This is a genomic window from Rhizobium sp. 05L419 (assembly GCF_056397845.1).
On record NZ_JBFTOF010000004.1, the window covers coordinates 83,550 to 101,783 of the forward strand.

16 protein-coding genes are annotated in these 18,234 nt (G+C 59.3%); 10 read left to right on the plus strand and 6 right to left on the minus strand.

Features of this window, described 5'->3' with window-relative positions; translation table 11 throughout:
* Positions 1–216 precede the first annotated feature (216 nt).
* The gene (locus AC1DMK_RS06445; RefSeq protein WP_477858134.1) at positions 217–1,761 is read left to right on the plus strand and encodes a M48 family metalloprotease; all 1,545 of its coding nucleotides are present in this window, start codon (positions 217–219) and stop codon (positions 1,759–1,761) included.
* 53 nt (positions 1,762–1,814) lie between these two features.
* Here AC1DMK_RS06445 and AC1DMK_RS06450 read toward each other — a convergent pair whose 3' ends face one another.
* From AC1DMK_RS06450 to AC1DMK_RS06470, 5 genes are all read right to left on the minus strand, one after another.
* A complete protein-coding gene (locus AC1DMK_RS06450; RefSeq protein WP_037059020.1) occupies positions 1,815–2,678 on the minus strand; it encodes an RNA polymerase factor sigma-32 in 864 nt (287 codons plus the stop codon).
* A gap of 380 nt (positions 2,679–3,058) precedes the next feature.
* Complete coding sequence (locus AC1DMK_RS06455) at positions 3,059–3,631, minus strand: CarD family transcriptional regulator (RefSeq protein WP_037059021.1); 573 nt, start codon at positions 3,629–3,631, stop codon at positions 3,059–3,061.
* A gap of 398 nt (positions 3,632–4,029) precedes the next feature.
* Positions 4,030–4,368, minus strand: coding sequence for a ferredoxin FdxA (fdxA, locus tag AC1DMK_RS06460; RefSeq protein WP_037059440.1), 339 nt, complete (start codon positions 4,366–4,368; stop codon positions 4,030–4,032).
* A gap of 193 nt (positions 4,369–4,561) precedes the next feature.
* The gene (locus AC1DMK_RS06465) at positions 4,562–4,966 is read right to left on the minus strand and encodes an RNA-binding S4 domain-containing protein (RefSeq protein ID WP_037059022.1); all 405 of its coding nucleotides are present in this window, start codon (positions 4,964–4,966) and stop codon (positions 4,562–4,564) included.
* A 3-nt stretch (positions 4,967–4,969) separates the two neighbouring features.
* A complete protein-coding gene (locus AC1DMK_RS06470; protein WP_037059023.1) occupies positions 4,970–8,047 on the minus strand; it encodes a helicase-related protein in 3,078 nt (1,025 codons plus the stop codon).
* A 641-nt stretch (positions 8,048–8,688) separates the two neighbouring features.
* Here AC1DMK_RS06470 and AC1DMK_RS06475 point away from each other — a divergent pair.
* Positions 8,689–8,844 carry a DUF3309 family protein gene (locus tag AC1DMK_RS06475; RefSeq protein ID WP_080725438.1) on the plus strand — a complete coding sequence of 52 codons (156 nt, stop codon included), beginning with the start codon at positions 8,689–8,691 and terminating at the stop codon, positions 8,842–8,844.
* 27 nt (positions 8,845–8,871) lie between these two features.
* On the plus strand, positions 8,872–9,132 hold the full coding sequence (locus tag AC1DMK_RS06480) for a YMGG-like glycine zipper-containing protein (RefSeq protein ID WP_037059024.1): 261 nt from the start codon (positions 8,872–8,874) through the stop codon (positions 9,130–9,132).
* Positions 9,133–9,299: 167 nt separating this feature from the next.
* On the opposite strand, the gene efp is transcribed toward AC1DMK_RS06480, so the two are convergent.
* Positions 9,300–9,869, minus strand: a complete 570-nt coding sequence (gene efp, locus AC1DMK_RS06485) for an elongation factor P (protein WP_037059026.1) — start codon at positions 9,867–9,869, stop codon at positions 9,300–9,302.
* 151 nt (positions 9,870–10,020) lie between these two features.
* Here efp and epmA point away from each other — a divergent pair, with 151 nt between their 5' ends.
* The 7 genes from epmA to AC1DMK_RS06520 all read left to right on the plus strand — a co-directional run bounded on the left by epmA (position 10,021) and on the right by AC1DMK_RS06520 (position 18,208).
* Positions 10,021–11,085, plus strand: coding sequence for an EF-P lysine aminoacylase EpmA (epmA, locus tag AC1DMK_RS06490; RefSeq protein WP_037059030.1), 1,065 nt, complete (start codon positions 10,021–10,023; stop codon positions 11,083–11,085).
* Entirely contained in the window at positions 11,082–12,134 is a 1,053-nt protein-coding gene (locus AC1DMK_RS06495; RefSeq protein ID WP_477857816.1) for a lysine-2,3-aminomutase-like protein, read from the plus strand. The genes epmA and AC1DMK_RS06495 overlap by 4 nt, the downstream gene beginning before the upstream one ends.
* A 265-nt stretch (positions 12,135–12,399) precedes the next feature.
* Positions 12,400–12,651, plus strand: a complete 252-nt coding sequence (locus AC1DMK_RS06500; protein WP_037059034.1) for an acyl carrier protein — start codon at positions 12,400–12,402, stop codon at positions 12,649–12,651.
* The gene (locus AC1DMK_RS06505) at positions 12,652–13,833 is read left to right on the plus strand and encodes an acyl-CoA dehydrogenase family protein (RefSeq protein ID WP_477857817.1); all 1,182 of its coding nucleotides are present in this window, start codon (positions 12,652–12,654) and stop codon (positions 13,831–13,833) included.
* A gap of 4 nt (positions 13,834–13,837) precedes the next feature.
* On the plus strand, positions 13,838–14,746 hold the full coding sequence (locus tag AC1DMK_RS06510; protein ID WP_037059037.1) for an amino acid--[acyl-carrier-protein] ligase: 909 nt from the start codon (positions 13,838–13,840) through the stop codon (positions 14,744–14,746).
* A complete protein-coding gene (locus AC1DMK_RS06515) occupies positions 14,737–15,717 on the plus strand; it encodes a DUF1839 family protein (RefSeq protein ID WP_477858136.1) in 981 nt (326 codons plus the stop codon). The genes AC1DMK_RS06510 and AC1DMK_RS06515 overlap by 10 nt, the downstream gene beginning before the upstream one ends.
* Before the next feature lie 16 nt (positions 15,718–15,733).
* Complete coding sequence (locus AC1DMK_RS06520; RefSeq protein WP_477857819.1) at positions 15,734–18,208, plus strand: glycosyl hydrolase 2 galactose-binding domain-containing protein; 2,475 nt, start codon at positions 15,734–15,736, stop codon at positions 18,206–18,208.
* Positions 18,209–18,234 lie beyond the last annotated feature (26 nt).

The window sequence follows — 18,234 nt, forward strand, 5'->3', positions numbered from 1 at the left end:
TTTGAGTCGACCCAAGGAACTCCGTAACCACGTTACGCTTGCTAAAATACAACGGTGCCACATTTAAGCAGAGTCTCGCTATGCAACCGATGCGGAAATCAGTTACAGCAAAGACTTGCGCCCCGTATTTTGCACTGCAAAAACGGGGGCGGACGCCTGTTGAACCCTAAAAAAGACGATCGGATCGCCAATGCAGCGAGCCGGTTGAAACGCACGATGACTTGGAGAGCCAGACTGGACAGCATGACGACGTGGAAAGTGACCGCGCCTTCCAGTGATGTGTTCTTCGCCGCGTGCCGTTGGGTCCGCCGGGCTTCGCTCGTCTCTGTTGCGAGCGTTGCACTCTACGGCTGTCAGTCGGCTCTCGAACAATCCTATCAGCCGAGCGTCGGTCCTTCGTCCAATCCGCAGATCGTCGACGAGGTTCAGAAGAACGATCCGCGTGCGGCAATGGGTGCGCGCGAGCATCCGCGCATCGTTGCAAGCTACGGCGGCGAGTACAAGGACGCAAAGACGGAGCGGTTGGTTGCACGCATCGCTGGAGCGTTGACGGCGGTGTCGGAAAACCCCAGCCAATCTTATCGCATTACCATTTTGAATTCTCCGGCGATCAACGCCTTTGCCCTGCCGGGGGGGTATCTCTACGTGACCAGGGGTTTGCTCGCGCTTGCCAACGACGCCTCGGAAGTGGCGGCGGTGCTGTCGCATGAGATGGGCCACGTCACCGCCAATCACGGCATCGAGCGACAGAAGCGCGAAGAGGCGGAAGTCATTGCCAGCCGCGTCGTTGCCGAAGTGCTGTCGAGCGATATTGCCGGCAAGCAGGCCCTGGCGCGGGGCAAGCTGCGTCTGGCGGCCTTCTCCCGGCAACAGGAACTGCAGGCGGATGTGATCGGCGTGCGGATGCTCGGTGAGGCAGGCTACGATCCGTTTGCCGCCGCACGCTTCCTGGATTCCATGGCCGGCTACAGCCGCTTCATGTCGGTCGATCCCGATGCCGACCAAAGCCTGGACTTCCTGTCGAGCCACCCGAATTCGGCGCAGCGCATCGAGCTTGCCCGCGACCACGCGCGGGCGTTCGGACAGGAGGGCAAGGTCGGCGACACGGGCCGCGATTACTATCTTGATGGCATTGATGGTCTCCTCTATGGCGACAGCCCGGAGGAAGGCTATGTTCGTGGCCAGACCTTCCTGCATGGCGGTCTTGGCATTCGTTTTGATGTGCCGCCCGACTTTAAGATCGACAACAAGGTCGAAGCCGTGATGGCGACCGGGCCAGGCGATGTCGCGATCCGCTTTGACGGTGTTGCCGACAACCAGAACCAGTCGCTGACAAACTATATCTCCAGCGGCTGGGTCACTGGCCTTGATCCTTCAACCATTCGGCAAATCACCGTCAACGGCATGGAGGCGGTCACGGCGCGCGCGAGTGCCGACCGTTGGGACTTCGACGTGACTGTCGTGCGTAACAATGCTCAAATCTTCCGCTTCCTGACGGCAGTACCGAAGGGCAGCCAGAGCCTGCAGCAAACTGCCGACGTCCTGCGGGCGAGCTTCCGGCGCATGACGCCGGACGAGGCTGCATCGCTGAAGCCATTGCGGGTTCGGGTCGTCACGGTGCGTGCGGGTGAGAACATCACCACGCTTGCAGCCCGGATGATGGGCACGGACCGGAAGCTCGATCTCTTCAAGCTCATCAATGCGCTGCCAACGGGCGCATCCGTTTCGCCCGGCGATCGCGTCAAGATCATTGCTGAATGAAAAGAGGCCCGGCTTGCGCCGGGCCAGTCGTATCACTGGGGGAGTAATCTGTCTCAGGCCGATGCGGCCATGTAAGGATCGGCGCTGACGAGCGCGCTGCGAAGCTTTTCCATGGCGCGGCTCTCGATCTGCCGGACGCGTTCCTTGGATATGCCGAGGTCTGCCCCGAGTTCCTCGAGCGTTGCGCCATCCTCCGCCAAGCGGCGAGCGCTGATTATTTTCATCTCGCGTTCGTTCAGATGCTTGAGCGCGGAGGCAAGCCAGACGCGGCGGCGTTCGCCGTCGATCATGTTTGTTACCTGTTCATCCGGCAGGGGCTCGTCGCTGACGAGGAAATCCATCTTCTCGGCGCTGTCCGCATCGCCGGAGACGGAAGGTGCCTGGAGCGATGCGTCGTTGCTCGATAGTCTTGCGTCCATCGTCTGCACGTCGGACAGGCTGACGCCAAGGGCGGCGGCGATTTCCTGGTGGATCGACTGCAAGGTCAGCTGCGTATCGCCCTTGGCAAGCTTGGCGCGGAGCCGGCGGAGATTGAAGAACAGCGCCTTCTGTGCCGAGCTGGTACCACCGCGCACGATCGACCAGTTGCGAAGGATGTAATCCTGTATGGAGGCGCGGATCCACCAGCTTGCATAGGTCGAAAATCTGACGTCTCGCTCCGGTTCGAAGCGGGCGGCCGCTTCCAGAAGGCCGACGTAGCCTTCCTGCACCAGATCGCTCATCGGCAGCCCGAAATTGCGAAACTTCGCGGCCATCGAGATCACAAGGCGCATATGCGCCATGGCAATCTGGTTGCGGGCGCCGCGGTCTTCGTTGTGCTTCCAACGAACTGCCAGATCGTGCTCTTCCTCGCGAGCAAGATAGGGAGCCGCCATGGCAATTTTGATCATGCGCCGGTCTGCAGACATGTTCTTCATATCAGGTCTCCTGAATTCAGGCTTTGGGCCCCGAAAAGGGCAAACAATGTTTGCTTCCGGGCATCGCTGCCCGGATCAAATGCATGGCTTGATGATATGAAGGCCTCGAACTCTGGACGTTTCCGGATGAGGCCCTAGTTTAATGCTAAGAGTTCGTCATACAGGCAGGCCGGACCGGTGTCGTCACTTTGCCACACAGGCAAGATGTGCAAGGCATGATCCGCTCCTCATCGAATATTGACGTGAAAGCGAACATCTGAGGGATGACTTTCCCGAGGAAGTCCGCACTGACAATTGAATAACGTGCGAGCGCGCAAAAGGTTCCAATAAAAAACCCGGCTCGAAGGCCGGGTTTTTTGCATGAGAAGGAAGCGTGCCGATCAGGCAGCTTCATCCTGAGTTTCGTCTTCTTCGATGGCTTTGCCGCGCTTTGGACCCTTGTTCAGGTTCGTCTCGACGAGGCGCACGGCTTCGGTTTCCGACATCTTGTTCACAGCAGCAATTTCGCGTGCCATGCGATCGAGCGCAGCTTCATAAAGCTGACGTTCGGAGTAGGACTGTTCCGGTTGGTTTTCGGCGCGATAGAGATCACGCACCACTTCTGCGATGGAAATCAGGTCGCCGGAGTTGATTTTGGCATCGTATTCCTGCGCACGGCGGGACCACATGGTGCGCTTGACGCGCGCCTTGCCTTGCACGACCTTCAATGCACGCTCTACGAAATCGGTTTCAGAAAGCTTGCGCATGCCAATGCTCATGGCCTTCGCAACCGGCACCTTCAGCCGCATCTTGTCCTTCTCGAAATCGATAACGAAAAGTTCAAGCTTCATGCCGGCGACTTCTTGCTCTTCAATGGCGCTAATGGTACCGACGCCGTGAGCGGGGTACACAATCGATTCACCGGTTTTGAAACCATGGCGTGCTGCGGAAGGCTTTTTCTGCTGGGTCGTCATTCTTATCAAAAACTCCCTGTTACGCTTCCGGCAGGAGCCGGAGCCGGGTCAGTCAGGCCCGGATGAGACGGTCGGATCCGTCGGGTGACTTTACTTCTGGTCCCACCGGGCAGAAGCAAACAGAACCAGGCACGCGATCTTGGGACCTGACAGCTCAAGGCGTTGATATGTCACGGAAACCGCGTGTGGATTTGTTTGCTTTCGTGGTGGTTTTGGGGCATGCGACATGCCGCAAATGGATCAGTGTTAGAAAATCTACCACAAAAATATGAGGAAATCAATAATTTACTGCGCATGAGTCATGCGGGCAACACATGTCACCCGTTTGACTCGAGCGGCTTTGCGATCGACCAGCCGGGATATGAACCCGGTTCCAGGCCGAGGGTTCACTGCTGCGATCAATCGCCGGCGCCGGCCTTTTCGGAAAAGTACTTTTCGAACTTTCCGGTCTCGCCGTCCATTTCCTTGGCCTCGGTCATCGCGTCCTTCTTGACGGTAATGTTCGGCCAGACGCTGGCATACTCAGCGTTGATCTTCAGCCACTTGTCCAAGCCCGGCTCTGTATCCGGCTTGATTGCCTCGGCCGGACATTCCGGCTCGCAAACGCCGCAATCGATGCATTCATCAGGATGAATGACGAGGAAATTCTCGCCTTCATAGAAGCAGTCCACAGGGCACACTTCGACGCAGTCGGTGTATTTGCAGCGAATGCAGTTGTCGGTCACGACATAGGTCATGAAGAACTCCAGGTATTTCACGCAGGTGGGGCCGGGCAACCCGGAACGTCGCGCCTTTCCCTAGCCGGAGGGTCGCATTGAGAGGCTTGGGAGGCCGTCACGCAATCCGGCAAGTTGTGTGTGAAGTATCGGCTTTGGTGGCGGATTTCAAGAATAAACCGATCGTAAAAACACTTGGTTTGGAGAGACTTTTCTAATCTTCCTCCGACATCAGCCTGTCGATTGCGCGCCGTTCCTTTTTCGTCGGTCGGCCAGTGCCTGCCGAACGGGCAGCCTGGTCGAAAGCCGTGAGGCGTTTTGTCTCATCGGGAGCCGGTGTGAGATCGTCATAGAGGAGCCGTGCCTCCTCGAAAGGTCCGCGTCGCTCTCCACCTGACTTAACGATCAGGACGACATCGCGCCGGTCGAGCGAAAGCTCGACCTTGTCGCCGGGTTTAACCATGTGGCTTGGCTGAGCGACCCGATCACCGTTGATGCGCACATGGCCGGATTGAATGTGGCTTTGTGCGAGCGAGCGCGACTTGACCATGCGCGTGAAGAACAGCCATTTGTCGATACGCTGGCGCGAACCGGTTGATGGCTGTGTCTCCCCGCCCATTGGTTACTTCTTCATCTGCTCCTTCAAGGCAGCGAGCTTGGCGAACGGAGAATCCGGATCGATCGGCTTTTCCTTGCGCGGTGGCTTTGCCTCGAAGCGCAGCGGCTGCGAACCGCCGCGATTGTTGTTGCGGTCGTTCCGGTCCTTGCGATCACCGCGGTCCTGACGGTCGCCGCGCTGTTCGTTGCGGTCGCCGCCGCGTCCCTGATTGGGCTTTGCGCCGTCCTTGCCGCGATGCTGGCGGTTGCCGTCGCGGTTTTCTCCGCCTTCGCCGCCACCCTGGCGACGATGCCCCTGGCCACGGTCCTGGCGCTCCTGGCCCGGACGTTCCTGTCCCTGGGCCTGGCCGCCACGGCGATCGCCTTGACCACGGGGTTGGCGCTGGTTGTCGGTGCGGCCTCCAAGGCGCCACAGCAGAACCGGCTTCGGCTCTTCCGTCTCGGCACCTTCAACGACCTCGTCAGTGGCAACAGTTTCGGATGCCGGTGCTGGCGCTTCCGTCGTTGTCTCTTCCGATGCGCTGTCGGCATCGTCGTGATCAGCCTTCTCGGCGCTTTCGTCGGCTGTCGTTTCGGCAACTGCCGGGGTAGCGGACGCGTTCTGCGCGGAGAGATAGGCTGTAGCCTCTTCAGCCTTCACGGCATCGGCGCGATAGCCGAGGCCCTTGAGGATTTCTTCCATGTCCTCAAGCGTCGCGCCGAGAATCGAAAGCATGGCGGTCGTCGTCGTGAAACGGCGGCCGTCATAGGCGCCTTCGGGACGATTCGGTTGACCGGGCTTCCATTGCAGGAGCGGCCGGATGATGTCGGCGAGGCGCTCCAGAATGTCGATGCGAACGGCCCGTTTCCCGAGGAACCGGAAACCTGCAAGCTTGTAGAACATCCGTTCGAAGCCGGGATCGGTGACGACGGAGGTCCGGCCGGCGGCCAACACTGGAATGAGATCGCCATAGCCGGTCTTTTCCAGACCGTCGTTTTTCAGAGCCCAGAGCAGCGTGATGAGTTCAGCCGGCGCCGGCTTCAGAAGGGCCGGAACGAAGATGTGATAGGCGCCGAACCGAACGCCGTAGCGGCGCATCGATGCACGGGCATCCTGATCGAGAGACTTGACCTCTTCTGTCACGTCGCGGCGGAAGAGCACGCCCAGGTTCTCCACCAGCTGGAACGCGAGACCCTTTGCAAGGCCCTGCAGGTCCTCGGCGCGAGACAGATCGTCAAGCGGTTTGAGGACCGTGCTTATGTGGTGGTTCACAAAGCGCTCGACACGCGCCGACACATGGTCGCGCGCATTGCCCGTCAGCTGCTCGTCGGCGAGCAGGATGACGCGCGGGCGCATAATGTGATCGCTACCCGTCAGTCGCGCAACCGGATCGCCCAGCCAGCGGATCAAACCGTCCGCGCTGATGGCCAGATCGGCATTGCCGGCCGCGTGAATACGCGCTGCGCGCGCCTCGAATTCAAGAGCAAGCGCCTTTTGCGAAGCAGTTTGAACCGCCTTGGCGTCCGGCCCGTCCGCTCCCGATACAGGCGTGAACCGGAATCCGGACAACTGCCCTACATGATGTCCTTCAACGAAGACATCGCCATTTACACTGATTTCAGCTTCCAGCATCGCATTCTCTCTCAGGCGCTTCATGAGCACAGATGTCCTGCGATCAACAAAGCGTTTCGTCAACCTTTCATGTAACGCATCGGACAATCGATCCTCGATATCCCGCGTCTTTTCCTGCCAGTGTGTCGGATCGGCAAGCCAATTGGGCCGATTCGATACATAGGTCCACGTCCTTATCTGCGCGATTCGCGCCGAAAGCGTGTCAATTTCACCGTCCGTTCGATCCGCGCGGTGTACCTGCTCGGCAAGGAAGTCCTCATTCACCGTGCCATAGCGCACGAGATCGGAAAAGAGGGTGGAGATAAGATCGGCATGTTGTGCCGGTGTAATACGTCGGTAATCCGGCAGCGCGCAGGCTTCCCACAGCTTTTCTACCCGCGCCGGCGTATTGGCAAGATCAATGATTTCGGGATAGCGCGACAGCTGTTCCAGCGCCTGTTGATCAACAGCCGGCAAAGCGCGTGTCAGTCCGGAAACGCGCGGACTGGTCTCAAGACTCGCCCGCAAAGTCTGGATGGACTTGAAATCGAGGTTCTTGGTCCGCCACTGCAGCACCTTGACGTTGTCGAACTGATGGCCCTCGATGCGCTGGACGAGCTCTTCGTCGAAGGGTTCGACCTGGCCGGTCACGCCGAATGTGCCATCGCGAAGATGACGCCCGGCGCGCCCGGCGATCTGGCCCAGCTCGGCGGGATTGAGATTGCGGAATTGATAGCCGTCGAACTTTCGATCCTGCGCAAAGGCGACGTGATCGACATCGAGATTGAGGCCCATGCCGATCGCATCGGTCGCCACAAGATACTCGACGTCGCCGGCCTGATAGAGCGCGACCTGGGCGTTGCGCGTTCGAGGACTGAGCGCGCCGAGAACGACCGCCGCGCCGCCGCGCTGGCGGCGGATCAACTCGGCGATGGCATAGACCTCGTCGGCGGAGAACGCGACGATGGCGGTGCGCTGCGGCAGGCGGGTGATCTTCTTCTGGCCGGCGTAAAATAGGTGGGAAAGCCGGGGCCGTTCGACGATGGTCACGCCCGGCAGGAGGTGCTGGAGGATGGGGCGCATGGTACCAGCGCCCAGCAAAAGGGTTTCGTCGCGGCCGCGCAGGTGGAGGATGCGGTCGGTGAAAATGTGACCACGCTCCAGATCGCCTGCCAGTTGGACCTCGTCGATGGCGACGAAGGCGGCCTTCGTCTCGCGCGGCATCGCTTCAACGGTGCAGACCGAAAACCGCGCATTGGGAGGCGATATCTTCTCCTCGCCCGTAACCAGAGCGACGTTGTGCACGCCGACCTTCTCGACGACACGCGTGTAGACCTCGCGCGCGAGAAGGCGCAATGGCAGGCCGATCACGCCGGTGCCGTGGGCGACCATGCGTTCGATGGCATAATGCGTCTTGCCGGTATTGGTCGGACCGAGCACCGCGGTMACGCCGCGCCCGCTCTGTATCATGGGCTGCGATGTCAGTGTCATTGTCCTGCTGATGAGGCGGGGGACCTCGGGATAAACTCAGCTCCTCACTGAAGCAGACAACACATGGACAGCCGCTCGGCCAAACGCAAGGGCTGACTTGTGGATTTCTGCTGCGCGAATAGCTTGCAGAATACCCGTTTGGCGATTCAGAACAGTGCGAGAACGAATCAGAGACGAATCGCTCACTCCCGCTGATTCAGTGTTTGTTCACGGCTAACTATTGATTTTGAATCACTTTTTCGCACTAGATGCTGAATCTGGAGATTCACGCTTGGCGTGTGGCCGCCGCCAATTCCTGCCGGGGCCGGCAGTTTATGTCTTATCGCGGTTCGGTCGTCGGACGAACGCGTATGGCTACTCCGTTCAAGTGTCGATCAAAGGCGGAACAAACAGAAGACGAATCGGCGACTGCCTTGATTTCAGGGTTTGTTCACGGCAACATGTTGTAGGAGAATGACTTTTTAACCATAGAGCAGGATGGCCGAAAGGGACGCAGGAGCCTGTTTACGGTGGCGCTGGAATTCTGACCGTGGGTCTGCGAGTTCGAATTAATGGAGCGGATGGAAAATTCGAGCGGAACAAAAATCTGATGGGCGTGTTTCTTGCTCATTCAAACTCGCATTGCGCTGAGGTCACCGGATATGCTTGGAACGATACTGCTTATTATCCTTATTCTGCTTTTGCTCGGGGCCCTACCAAATTGGGGTTATAGCCGCGGGTGGGGCTATGGACCTTCTGGCGGTTTGGGGCTAGTGCTCGTCATTATTATTATTCTTGTACTGATGGGGCGGATCTAAGCGCCCGAAAAACCTGGGAGAAATGTCATGATGAAGAAAATTGTTCTCATTGGTGCCCTGGTCGGTGCACTCGCATCCTGCACGGCGACGGAACAGGGTACTGCGATTGGCGCAGGCAGCGGCGCTATCATCGGCGGGGCAGTCAGCCACAGCTGGGGTGGTGCGGCAATCGGCGCTGTAGCCGGTGGTCTCGCTGGCGCTCTTATCGGGCAGTCGGTCGAACGCCGCGGTTACTGCGTCTACCGCGACCGGTACGGTCGCCGCTACGAAGCGCGTTGCCCGCGCTAAGATTGCGTGGGTAGTCGGCGAAAATAAGCCGGGTACTGTCTTCCTATGTCAAAGCGAAAGGCGTCGGTTACCCGGCGCCTTTTTGCATGGCCGCTTGCTGGATCCGGGCAAACAAAAAGGCCGCATCGAGAGCGATACGGCCTTCGAGATGACGAACTTCCTGAAGATCAGTCTTTTGCACGCTCGACGTAGGAATTGTCTTCCGTGGCGATGACGACGCGCGTACCGGCGTTGATGTGTGGCGGCACCAGGGTGCGTACGCCGTTCGACAGCATTGCAGGCTTGTAGGAGGACGATGCTGTCTGACCCTTGACGACCGGTTCGGTCTCGGAAATCTCGAGCGTCACGTGGCGTGGCAGTTCGAGAGCCAGCGCGATCCCTTCGTGCATCGACAGAATGCAGGTCATGCCTTCCTGAAGATAGGCCTTCTGGTCGCCCATGGTTTCGACGTCGACCACGATCTGGTCGTAGCTGACGGGGTTCATGAAGTGGAAGCCTTCGCCGTCTTCATAGAGGAACTGGTGGTTGACGTCTTCAACGAACGCGCGCTCGACCTGCTCGGTCGTACGCCAACGCTCGGAGACCTTGACGCCATCGACGATGCGGCGCATGTCGACCTGGGTGACCGGCGTGCCTTTGCCCGGGTGAAAGTTCTGCGCGGTAAGAACGACGTAGAGCTTACCATCCACGTCGATAACGTTTCCCTTGCGGATGGAAGAGGCGATGACCTTGACCATAAGACTTCCTTGTAACTGGGCTTTTGGCGTCGTAGAGGACTGTCGAAATAGCCCCGGAGACGCAATTAATTGTTCTTTGGGGGCGCAACTAACCTAAAATCCGGCAAATAGCCAGCCCTCGCGTTGGCCGATGCGGCGAGGACAGCGTTGAATGAAACCCTCGATCACCAAAGCGTCTCCATGGTGGACGCCGAGCGTCCATGCAGATCGCCGTCCCTTCCTGATCGGACGCAATGCCGTCCAGGCGGCTCTGCGCGGCTACTTCGCGCGCGAGGATTTCATCGAGGTGGATACGGCAACGCTGCAAATCTCGCCAGGCAATGAGGCGCATCTTCACGCGTTTGCGACAGAGGCACTGACCACCGATGGCCAGAAGGCGCCGTTCTATCTGCATACGTCACCGGAGTTCGCCTGCAAGAAGCTGCTCGCCGCCGGCGAGCAGCGCATCGCCTGTTTCTCGCATGTCTATCGCAACCGCGAGCGCGGGCCGCTGCATCATCCGGAATTCACCATGCTGGAATGGTATCGTGCGGCGGAAAGCTATGAGAGCCTGATGATGGATTGCGTGCGCATCCTGGCGCTCGCCGCGCAGACGACAAAGGCGGCCATGTTCAGCTACCGAGGCAGGCAATGCGACCCGTTCGCCGGCCCCGAGCGCATTGGCGTGGCAGAGGCCTTCAGGCGTCACGCGGGGATCGACCTCCTGGCGTCCGTGTCGGCTGACGGTTCCACAGATCGCGCCAAGCTGGCAGCGGAAGTGAGGCGCGCGGGCATGCGTGTATCGCAGGACGATGGCTGGGCCGATCTTTTCAGCCGCGTACTCGTCGAGAAGGTGGAGCCGCATCTCGGCTTCGGTCGCGTCACGATCCTGGACGAATATCCGGTTTCGGAAGCTGCCCTGGCAAGGCCTTCAGCGCACGATCCGCGAGTGGCGGAGCGTTTCGAGGTCTATGCATGCGGCGTGGAACTGGCGAACGGCTTTGGCGAGTTGACCAATCCCGACGAGCAGCGACGTCGTTTCGAAATCGAGATGGCGGAAAAGGCGCGCGTCTATGGTGAGACTTATCCGATTGACGAGGACTTCCTCGAGGCGCTCTCGATCATGCCCGAGGCGAGCGGCATCGCGTTGGGTTTCGATCGACTGGTGATGCTCTCGACAGGGGCATCGCGGATCGAGCAGGTGCTTTGGGCGCCGGTTGCGGAGTACGGACGATGAACATCGCCAAGCCGATCAAGACGTTGGCAGGCTTGAAAGACGCAGGACTGCTCAATGACCGCGATCGCGAAAGCCTCAAGGACGTTGCGGCGCGCTATGCCATTGCTCTTACGCCGTCCGTTTCGAAGCTTATTGATCGGGCCGACCCGGCGGATCCGATCGCTCGTCAGTTCGTGCCCGATGTGGCCGAACTTGTCGCTACGCCGGAAGAACGCGCCGATCCGATCGGCGACCATGCGCATAGTCCGGTGGAAGGGATCGTGCACCGCTATCCGGATCGCGTGCTTTTGAAGGCGGTTCACGTCTGTCCCGTCTATTGCCGCTTCTGTTTCCGGCGCGAAATGGTCGGACCGCAGGGCCTTGGGACGCTGGATGCGGCCGCCATGGAAGCCGCCTTCAATTACATCCGGGACCATGACGAGATCTGGGAAGTCATCCTGACGGGGGGTGATCCGCTGGTGCTGTCGCCACGTCGTCTGGCGGAAATACTTAATGAACTCGCGACCATCGACCACGTTCGGATCGTTCGGTTCCACACCCGTGTACCGGTGGTCGATCCGCAGTCGGTCGATGCGCTTTTGATCGATGCGCTGAGGGCGAGCGGCAAGACGGTCTACGTGGCCCTGCATGCCAATCATCCGCGCGAATTGACAGCCGAGGCGCGTGCCGCCTGCGCCCGTCTGGTGGATGCAGGGATCGTCATGGTCAGCCAATCTGTCCTGCTTAAGGGCGTCAACGACGATCCCGCTGTTCTTGCCGACTTGATGAAGGCGTTCGTCGAGACGCGGGTGAAGCCTTATTATCTGCACCATCCAGATCTCGCTCCCGGTACCAGCCATTTCAGGTTGACGATCGAAGAGGGGCAGAAGATCGTCGCTGCGTTGAGAGGTCGAATTTCAGGCCTCTGCCAGCCAGCCTACATCCTCGACATACCGGGTGGCCACGGCAAGGCCGTGATCGGCGAGCAGGCGATCTGGAAATTGGACAAGGGGTGCTATTCGGTTTCCGACTATCAGGGACAAGAGCATCGGTATCCCCCGGGCGAGTAGGGCAGTGTGCCCGCAAAAGCGTGTTGTTTAAAGACGCTTTTGCGCCGGCAGGCGACATTGGTATCTGCCTGGAAATGTAGCGTAAAGCGTTGCTTTCATTATGCTTATACTACATTTTATGCTCCTTTTGGTTGTGTTTTAGCCGATAGTATAAATTCGTTTTAACTACGTCATTTAGGGGAATCTTGGGTTTTCCTGATTAGAGCTGGTCCTATTAAGAGGCGTTGATCGCCCCTCGGGATATGATCATCTTGGAGATAGACGAATGAATACGACAATCCGCGAACTCTTGGCGAAATTCGGAAAACTGCCCGTTTCGGTTGATCAAGTGGCCGACGATGCCGACCTTTATTCGGCCGGCCTCACCTCCTTCGCTTCGGTGCAGCTGATGCTTGCTATCGAGGAAGCTTTCGACATCGAGTTCCCGGACAATCTGCTCAATCGCAAGTCTTTCGCGAGCATTTCGGCGATTGCCAAGACAGTCGATCTTATCAGGGATAGCCGGAAGGTCGCTTAGATGAATTTCCCGGTCAAAATCACGGAAGAAGATCTGAGCGTCAGGGTCGCGCGAGTCGCCGCGATCGCGGCAAAGCATGCGGATGCTGTTGATTTTGAAGGTAGATTTCCGCACGAGGCTGTAGACGCGATGAGGGCCGAGCGGTTGTTCGGTATTCAGATAGCGGGTCATTTCGGTGGCGAAGGGGCGACGATCGGCCGGATTGCCGAACTATGTTCGGTGCTGGGTCAGGCGTGCTCCGCTGCCGCGATGGTTTTCGCCATGCACCATATCAAGCTCTGCAGCCTGGTAGAACATGGCGACGCCAGCGAGTGGCATTGCGCGTTCATGCGGCGTGTGGCGGCCGAGCAGTTGCTCATCGCATCTGCGACCACCGAAGGCGGCATTGGTGGCAACCTCAGAAACAGCATTTGCGCGATTGAGGTCGATGGCCCGATCTGCCGCCTGGAGAAGGATGCCACGGTGATCTCGTACGGCTCGCACGCCGACGCAATCATGATCACCTCGCGGTCCCATGCGGATGCCGCGTCCTCCGATCAGTTGCTTACGGTTTTCCTGAGCAGTCAGTATACCCTGGAAAGGACGCATGTGTGGAACACGCTCGGCATGCGCGGCACCTGCTCCGATGGCTTCCTCTTTAGGGGCGAGGCGCCTGCCGAACAGATATTGCCAAAGCCTTTCGCCGAAATTGCCGCTCAGTCGATGCTTGCGTCGTCGCACCTGTTGTGGAGCGGCGTCTGGTACGGCATTGCCGTCGACGCCGTCGCCCGTGCACAGGCTTTCGTGCGGGCTGCCGCGCGCAAATCACCGGGTGCGCCTCCACCAGGCGCGTTGCGTCTGGCCGAGGTTTCCAATCTCCTGCAGATGGTGCGCTCCAACGTCGTTGCCGGTCTGAAGGCCTATGACGACGCCAAGTCCGATGCCGACCGGCTGATGTCGATGGGTTTCGCTGTTGCCATGAACAACGTGAAGATCGCCTCGTCTGAGACGATCCTCGAAATCATCAATCATGTCATGCTGATCTGCGGTATCATGGGCTACAAGAACGGTACGCCCTTCAGCGTCGGTCGCCATCTGCGCGACGCTCATTCCGCACAGCTCATGATCTCGAACGACCGCATTCTCGGCAACACGTCGAGTATGCTCCTTGTCCACAAACAGGACACCAGCCTATTGGGGTGACGACATGGATATGCAGGTGACGTTTCTAGACCGACTTTTTGAATCGGGCCTTCTAATCGATACCGGTGTCGACGGTCTTTATGGACGCAGCGGCCAGTTTGAAGATGTCATTGCCGCTTTCGAGCGCCTGATCGACAGGTTCGGCGGCGCCGACGGCGCGGAAGCCATGCGCTTCCCGCCAGGCATGAACCGCGCCTTTTTCGAAAAGAGCGGCTACATGAAGAGCTTCCCGCAACTCGCCGGCACGGTGCACAGCTTCTGCGGCAGTGAGCTTGATCACGTCAGCCTGCTGCAGTGCATGGAAGTCGGCGACGACTGGACAAAGGAGCAGAAGGCGACCGACATCGTGTTGACACCTGCGGCCTGCTACCCGCTTTACCCGACCATCGCCAAGCGCGGCAAGCTTCCGGCGGAGGGTGGTCTGTTCGATCTGCAGTCCTATTGCTTCCGCCACGAGCCGTCGCAGGATCCGGCCCGGCAGCAGCTTTTCCGCATGCGCGAGTATATCTGCATGGGCACCGAACAGCATGTCACGGACTTCCGTCAGCGCTGGATGGACCGCGGCGTGGAAATGATGAAAGCCGTCGGCCTCGACGTCACCATCGATGTTGCCAACGATCCGTTCTTCGGTCGAGCCGGCAAGATGCTAGCCAACAACCAGCGCGACCAGAACCTGAAGTTCGAGCTGCTGATCCCGATCACCTCCGTTGCCAACCCGACCGCCTGCATGAGCTTCAACTATCATCAGGACGCATTCGGCTCGAAGTGGGGCTTGCATCTCGAGGACGGCAGCGTCGCTCATACGGCTTGCGTCGGCTTTGGGCTAGAACGCATTGCGCTGGCGCTCTTCCATCACCACGGTCTCGACGTGAAGGCATGGCCGGCAAGGGTACGTCAGGCGCTATGGGGCTGAGCGTATCCATGTCCTCCGTTTTCCCGGGGATTCGCCCGGAGGCGTACGCGCCGCATGCGTTGCATTCAAGCGAGCGCATGTGGCCCGAAACCAATTGCTACGTCGATCTGTGGATCGAGGTTCTGAGTGCCCTGGGCGTTGCGCCCGAGGCGATGCTCGGCTTTACGCTCACGCAGGATTTCGAAGGCGATCAGTTTACCTTTTTCAAGGTGCCGCTCGAAGATCTCGAAACGCTGTACGATATCCGTGTCACCGAACTTTCCATTTTCGACTGTGTCGAGCGGCATGTCGAAACACAAATCGGCCGCGGGCGCCTGTGCCTTCTCGAGATGGACTCATTCTACATGCCCGACACGCGGGGCACCGCCTATCGGACTGAGCACGGCAAGACCACTGTTGCGATCAATCGTCTGGATTCTGCCGGCAAGCGGATCGAGTATTTTCACAATGGCGGCTATTTCGAACTTCAGGGCGAAGACTTCGACGGGTTGTTTCAGCTTCATCTGTCGGAAAACGGTCCGCCGTTTCTGCCTTACACCGAATTTGCAAAGTTTCCCGCGACAGCAAGGGACGCCGGGCGGGTGCTCGACACATCACGCCGCCTTCTCGATCAGCATTTTCGCCGCCGTCCTGGCGAAAATCCGATCCGCGCTTTCGCCAAGGTCTTTCCGCTTCAGGTGGAAGCCGTTGCCGAGCGGCCGTTCGGCTTCTTCCATAAGTATGCCTTCAATACGTTGCGCCAGTTCGGCGCGAATTTCGAGCTTGCCGCCGATCACTTGATGTGGCTGTCGGCTGGCGAATTTTCATCTGCGGCAGAACAGGCAAGTCGCATTTCGGAGGTGGCGAAGTCCGTCCAGTTCCAGCTTGCCCGGGCCGTGACCCGCAAGAAATACGATCCCCTGCAGACGGCGCTTGATCCCGCCGCCGATGCGTGGGATTCCATGATGGCTTCGCTCGCGGGGCGTTTGTGAAGCCGGGAGCCTGAGCATGCGGGGGAGAATGGCGAGCATTGGAGCGGAGGAAACTCTGCTTTGCGAAGGTTGGAATCTGGTGCTGACAGAACCTGATGCCTGCGCCAACCCGCACGACCTGCCGATGTCTGCGCAGGTCATTGCCGCCGAGGTCCCTGGTACGGTAGCGGCTGCGCTGGAAAAAATTGGATTGTTCGATCGTGAAAATCCGCAGCCGCTTGATACCAAGGACGCATGGTACGTCTGCCGGCTTTTCGATGCGCAGCCGGGTGAGGTGATTTTGCGGTTCGAAGGTCTGGCGACGCTTTGCCATGTCTTCTTGAACGGTCAGGAAATTCTCTTTTCCGAAAGCATGTTCACCATGCACGAGGTCCCTGCAACGCTTTTGGGGGGCGACGAACTCGCCATGTGCTTTCGCGCGCTTGCGCCGCGTCTTGCCGAAGGCGGTCCACGCGCCCGGTGGCGACCTCAGATGATGACGCCGCAAGGGTTGAAGAACGTCCGCACGACGCTGCTCGGGCGTATGCCCGGCTGGTGCCCGGAGATCCACGCGGTTGGTCCGTGGCGTCCCATCACAGTCGTCCGTCGCGATGTCGTCTCGATCGACAACGTGTCGGTAAGGGCCGTGCTCGAGCCAGACGGCACCGGCAAGCTCAGCGTTTCGCTCCATACCGAGGTCGACAATCCGGCGTTGTCGCTTCGCTGCGGCGAGATCGAGCAGCCTTTTGAAAAGGTCGGCGATAAGCTTTACTCCGCCATTCTAAGATTGAAAGAGGTCGAAGTCTGGTGGCCGCACACGCACGGAACGCCGCGCTTGTACGCCTATTCGATCCTTGTCGACGGTGTCGAGCATCGTGCCGGGCAGACCGGATTTCGCCATATCGAGGTCGAACGCGGCGCGGATGGAAGCGACTTTGCCCTGCACGTCAACGCAGAGCCGATATTCTGCCGTGGTGCGGTCTGGACAACGGCAGATATCGTTCGCTTGCCGGGGCGGCGCGCAGACTATGAACCGTTCCTGCGTCTTGCTGCCGAGGCTGGGATCAACATGGTCCGGGTCGGCGGAACCATGACTTACGAGACGCCGGAATTCTTCGAGCTCTGCGACGAACTGGGACTGCTTGTCTGGCAGGACTTCATGTTCGCCAATTTCGATTATCCGAAGAACGACAAGACATTTACGGCGCATGTCCATGCGGAGGTCGAAGAGTTTCTGCACGGCGTCCAAGGCTCTCCTTCGCTTGCCGTGCTGTGTGGCGGCAGTGAGATCTATCAGCAGGCCGCGATGCTCGGTTTGCCCGGCGAGTTCTGGACAGGGCCGATCACCGAGGAGATCATTCCGGCAATCGCGGGTCGCCTGAGGCCGGACGTGCCCTATGTGCCGAATTCGCCCTCGGGCGGGGCTATGCCGTTTTCTCCGAATGCCGCTGTGACGCACTACTACGGCGTCGGTGCCTACATGCGGCCGCTCACGGACGCCCGTCGTGCCAATGTGCGCTTTGCTGCCGAGAGCCTCGCATTCGCGCATGTGCCGCAACAGAAAAGCTTGCACCGCCATCTCGACGTGCCGCCGGTCCATAGCCCCTTGTGGAAGGCGCGGGTGCCACGTGACCGCGGCGCCTCCTGGGACTTCGAGGACGTTCGGGATTTCTATCTGAGGGAGCTTTATGACCTTGATCCCGCTCGGTTGCGGCTAGACAATCGCGACCTTTACCTCGACATGTCGCGCGCGGTCACCGGCGAGGTCTTGGAAGAGACTTTTGCCGAATGGCGCCGAAGGGGATCGAGCTGCAACGGTGCGCTGGTCTGGACACTTCAAGATCTCCTTCCCGGCCCCGGCTGGGGAGTGATCGATTCGACAGGCGAACCAAAGCCGGTCTGGTACGCCATGCGGCGTGCCTTTCGTCCGGTTCAGGTGCTGTTGACCGACGAGGGAACGAACGGCCTCGACGTCCATGTTATCAACGAGACCGCACATAGCCTGCAGCTTGATCTCGAAATTGTCTGCTTCAAAAATGGCAAGCAGCACGTGGTCAGCGGTGGTCGTATCCTGACACTGGCACCGAGAGCCAAGGAGAGATTTGCGAGTACCGACCTGTTCGGCGCGTTCTTCGACACGACCTATGCATTCCGGTTCGGTCCGCCGTCGCATGACATCGTCGTGGCGCGATTGCGCTTGCCGGACGGCGGCGCGGTGGTGGCTGACGCTTTCCATTTCCCGCTCGGTCGGTCGAAGGCCTTCCACGACGCCGATCTCCAGGTTTCGCTGCTGCGCGAGGGCTCGGTGTGGTTCGCCGAGCTTGTGACGGACCGGGCGGCGCAATCCCTGCATTTCAGTCTCGACGGTTTCCGGCCGGACGACGACTGGTTTCATCTCGCACCCGGTGCCCCTAAACGCGTGCGGCTCCATCTTCTGCCCGGCAGAAGCGAAGAGGATGTCCCGTCCGGCGAAGTCACCAGTCTCGGCGGGTCACGATCCTTTGCATTTTGACCACAACGGTCTCGTGATCAAAAGCG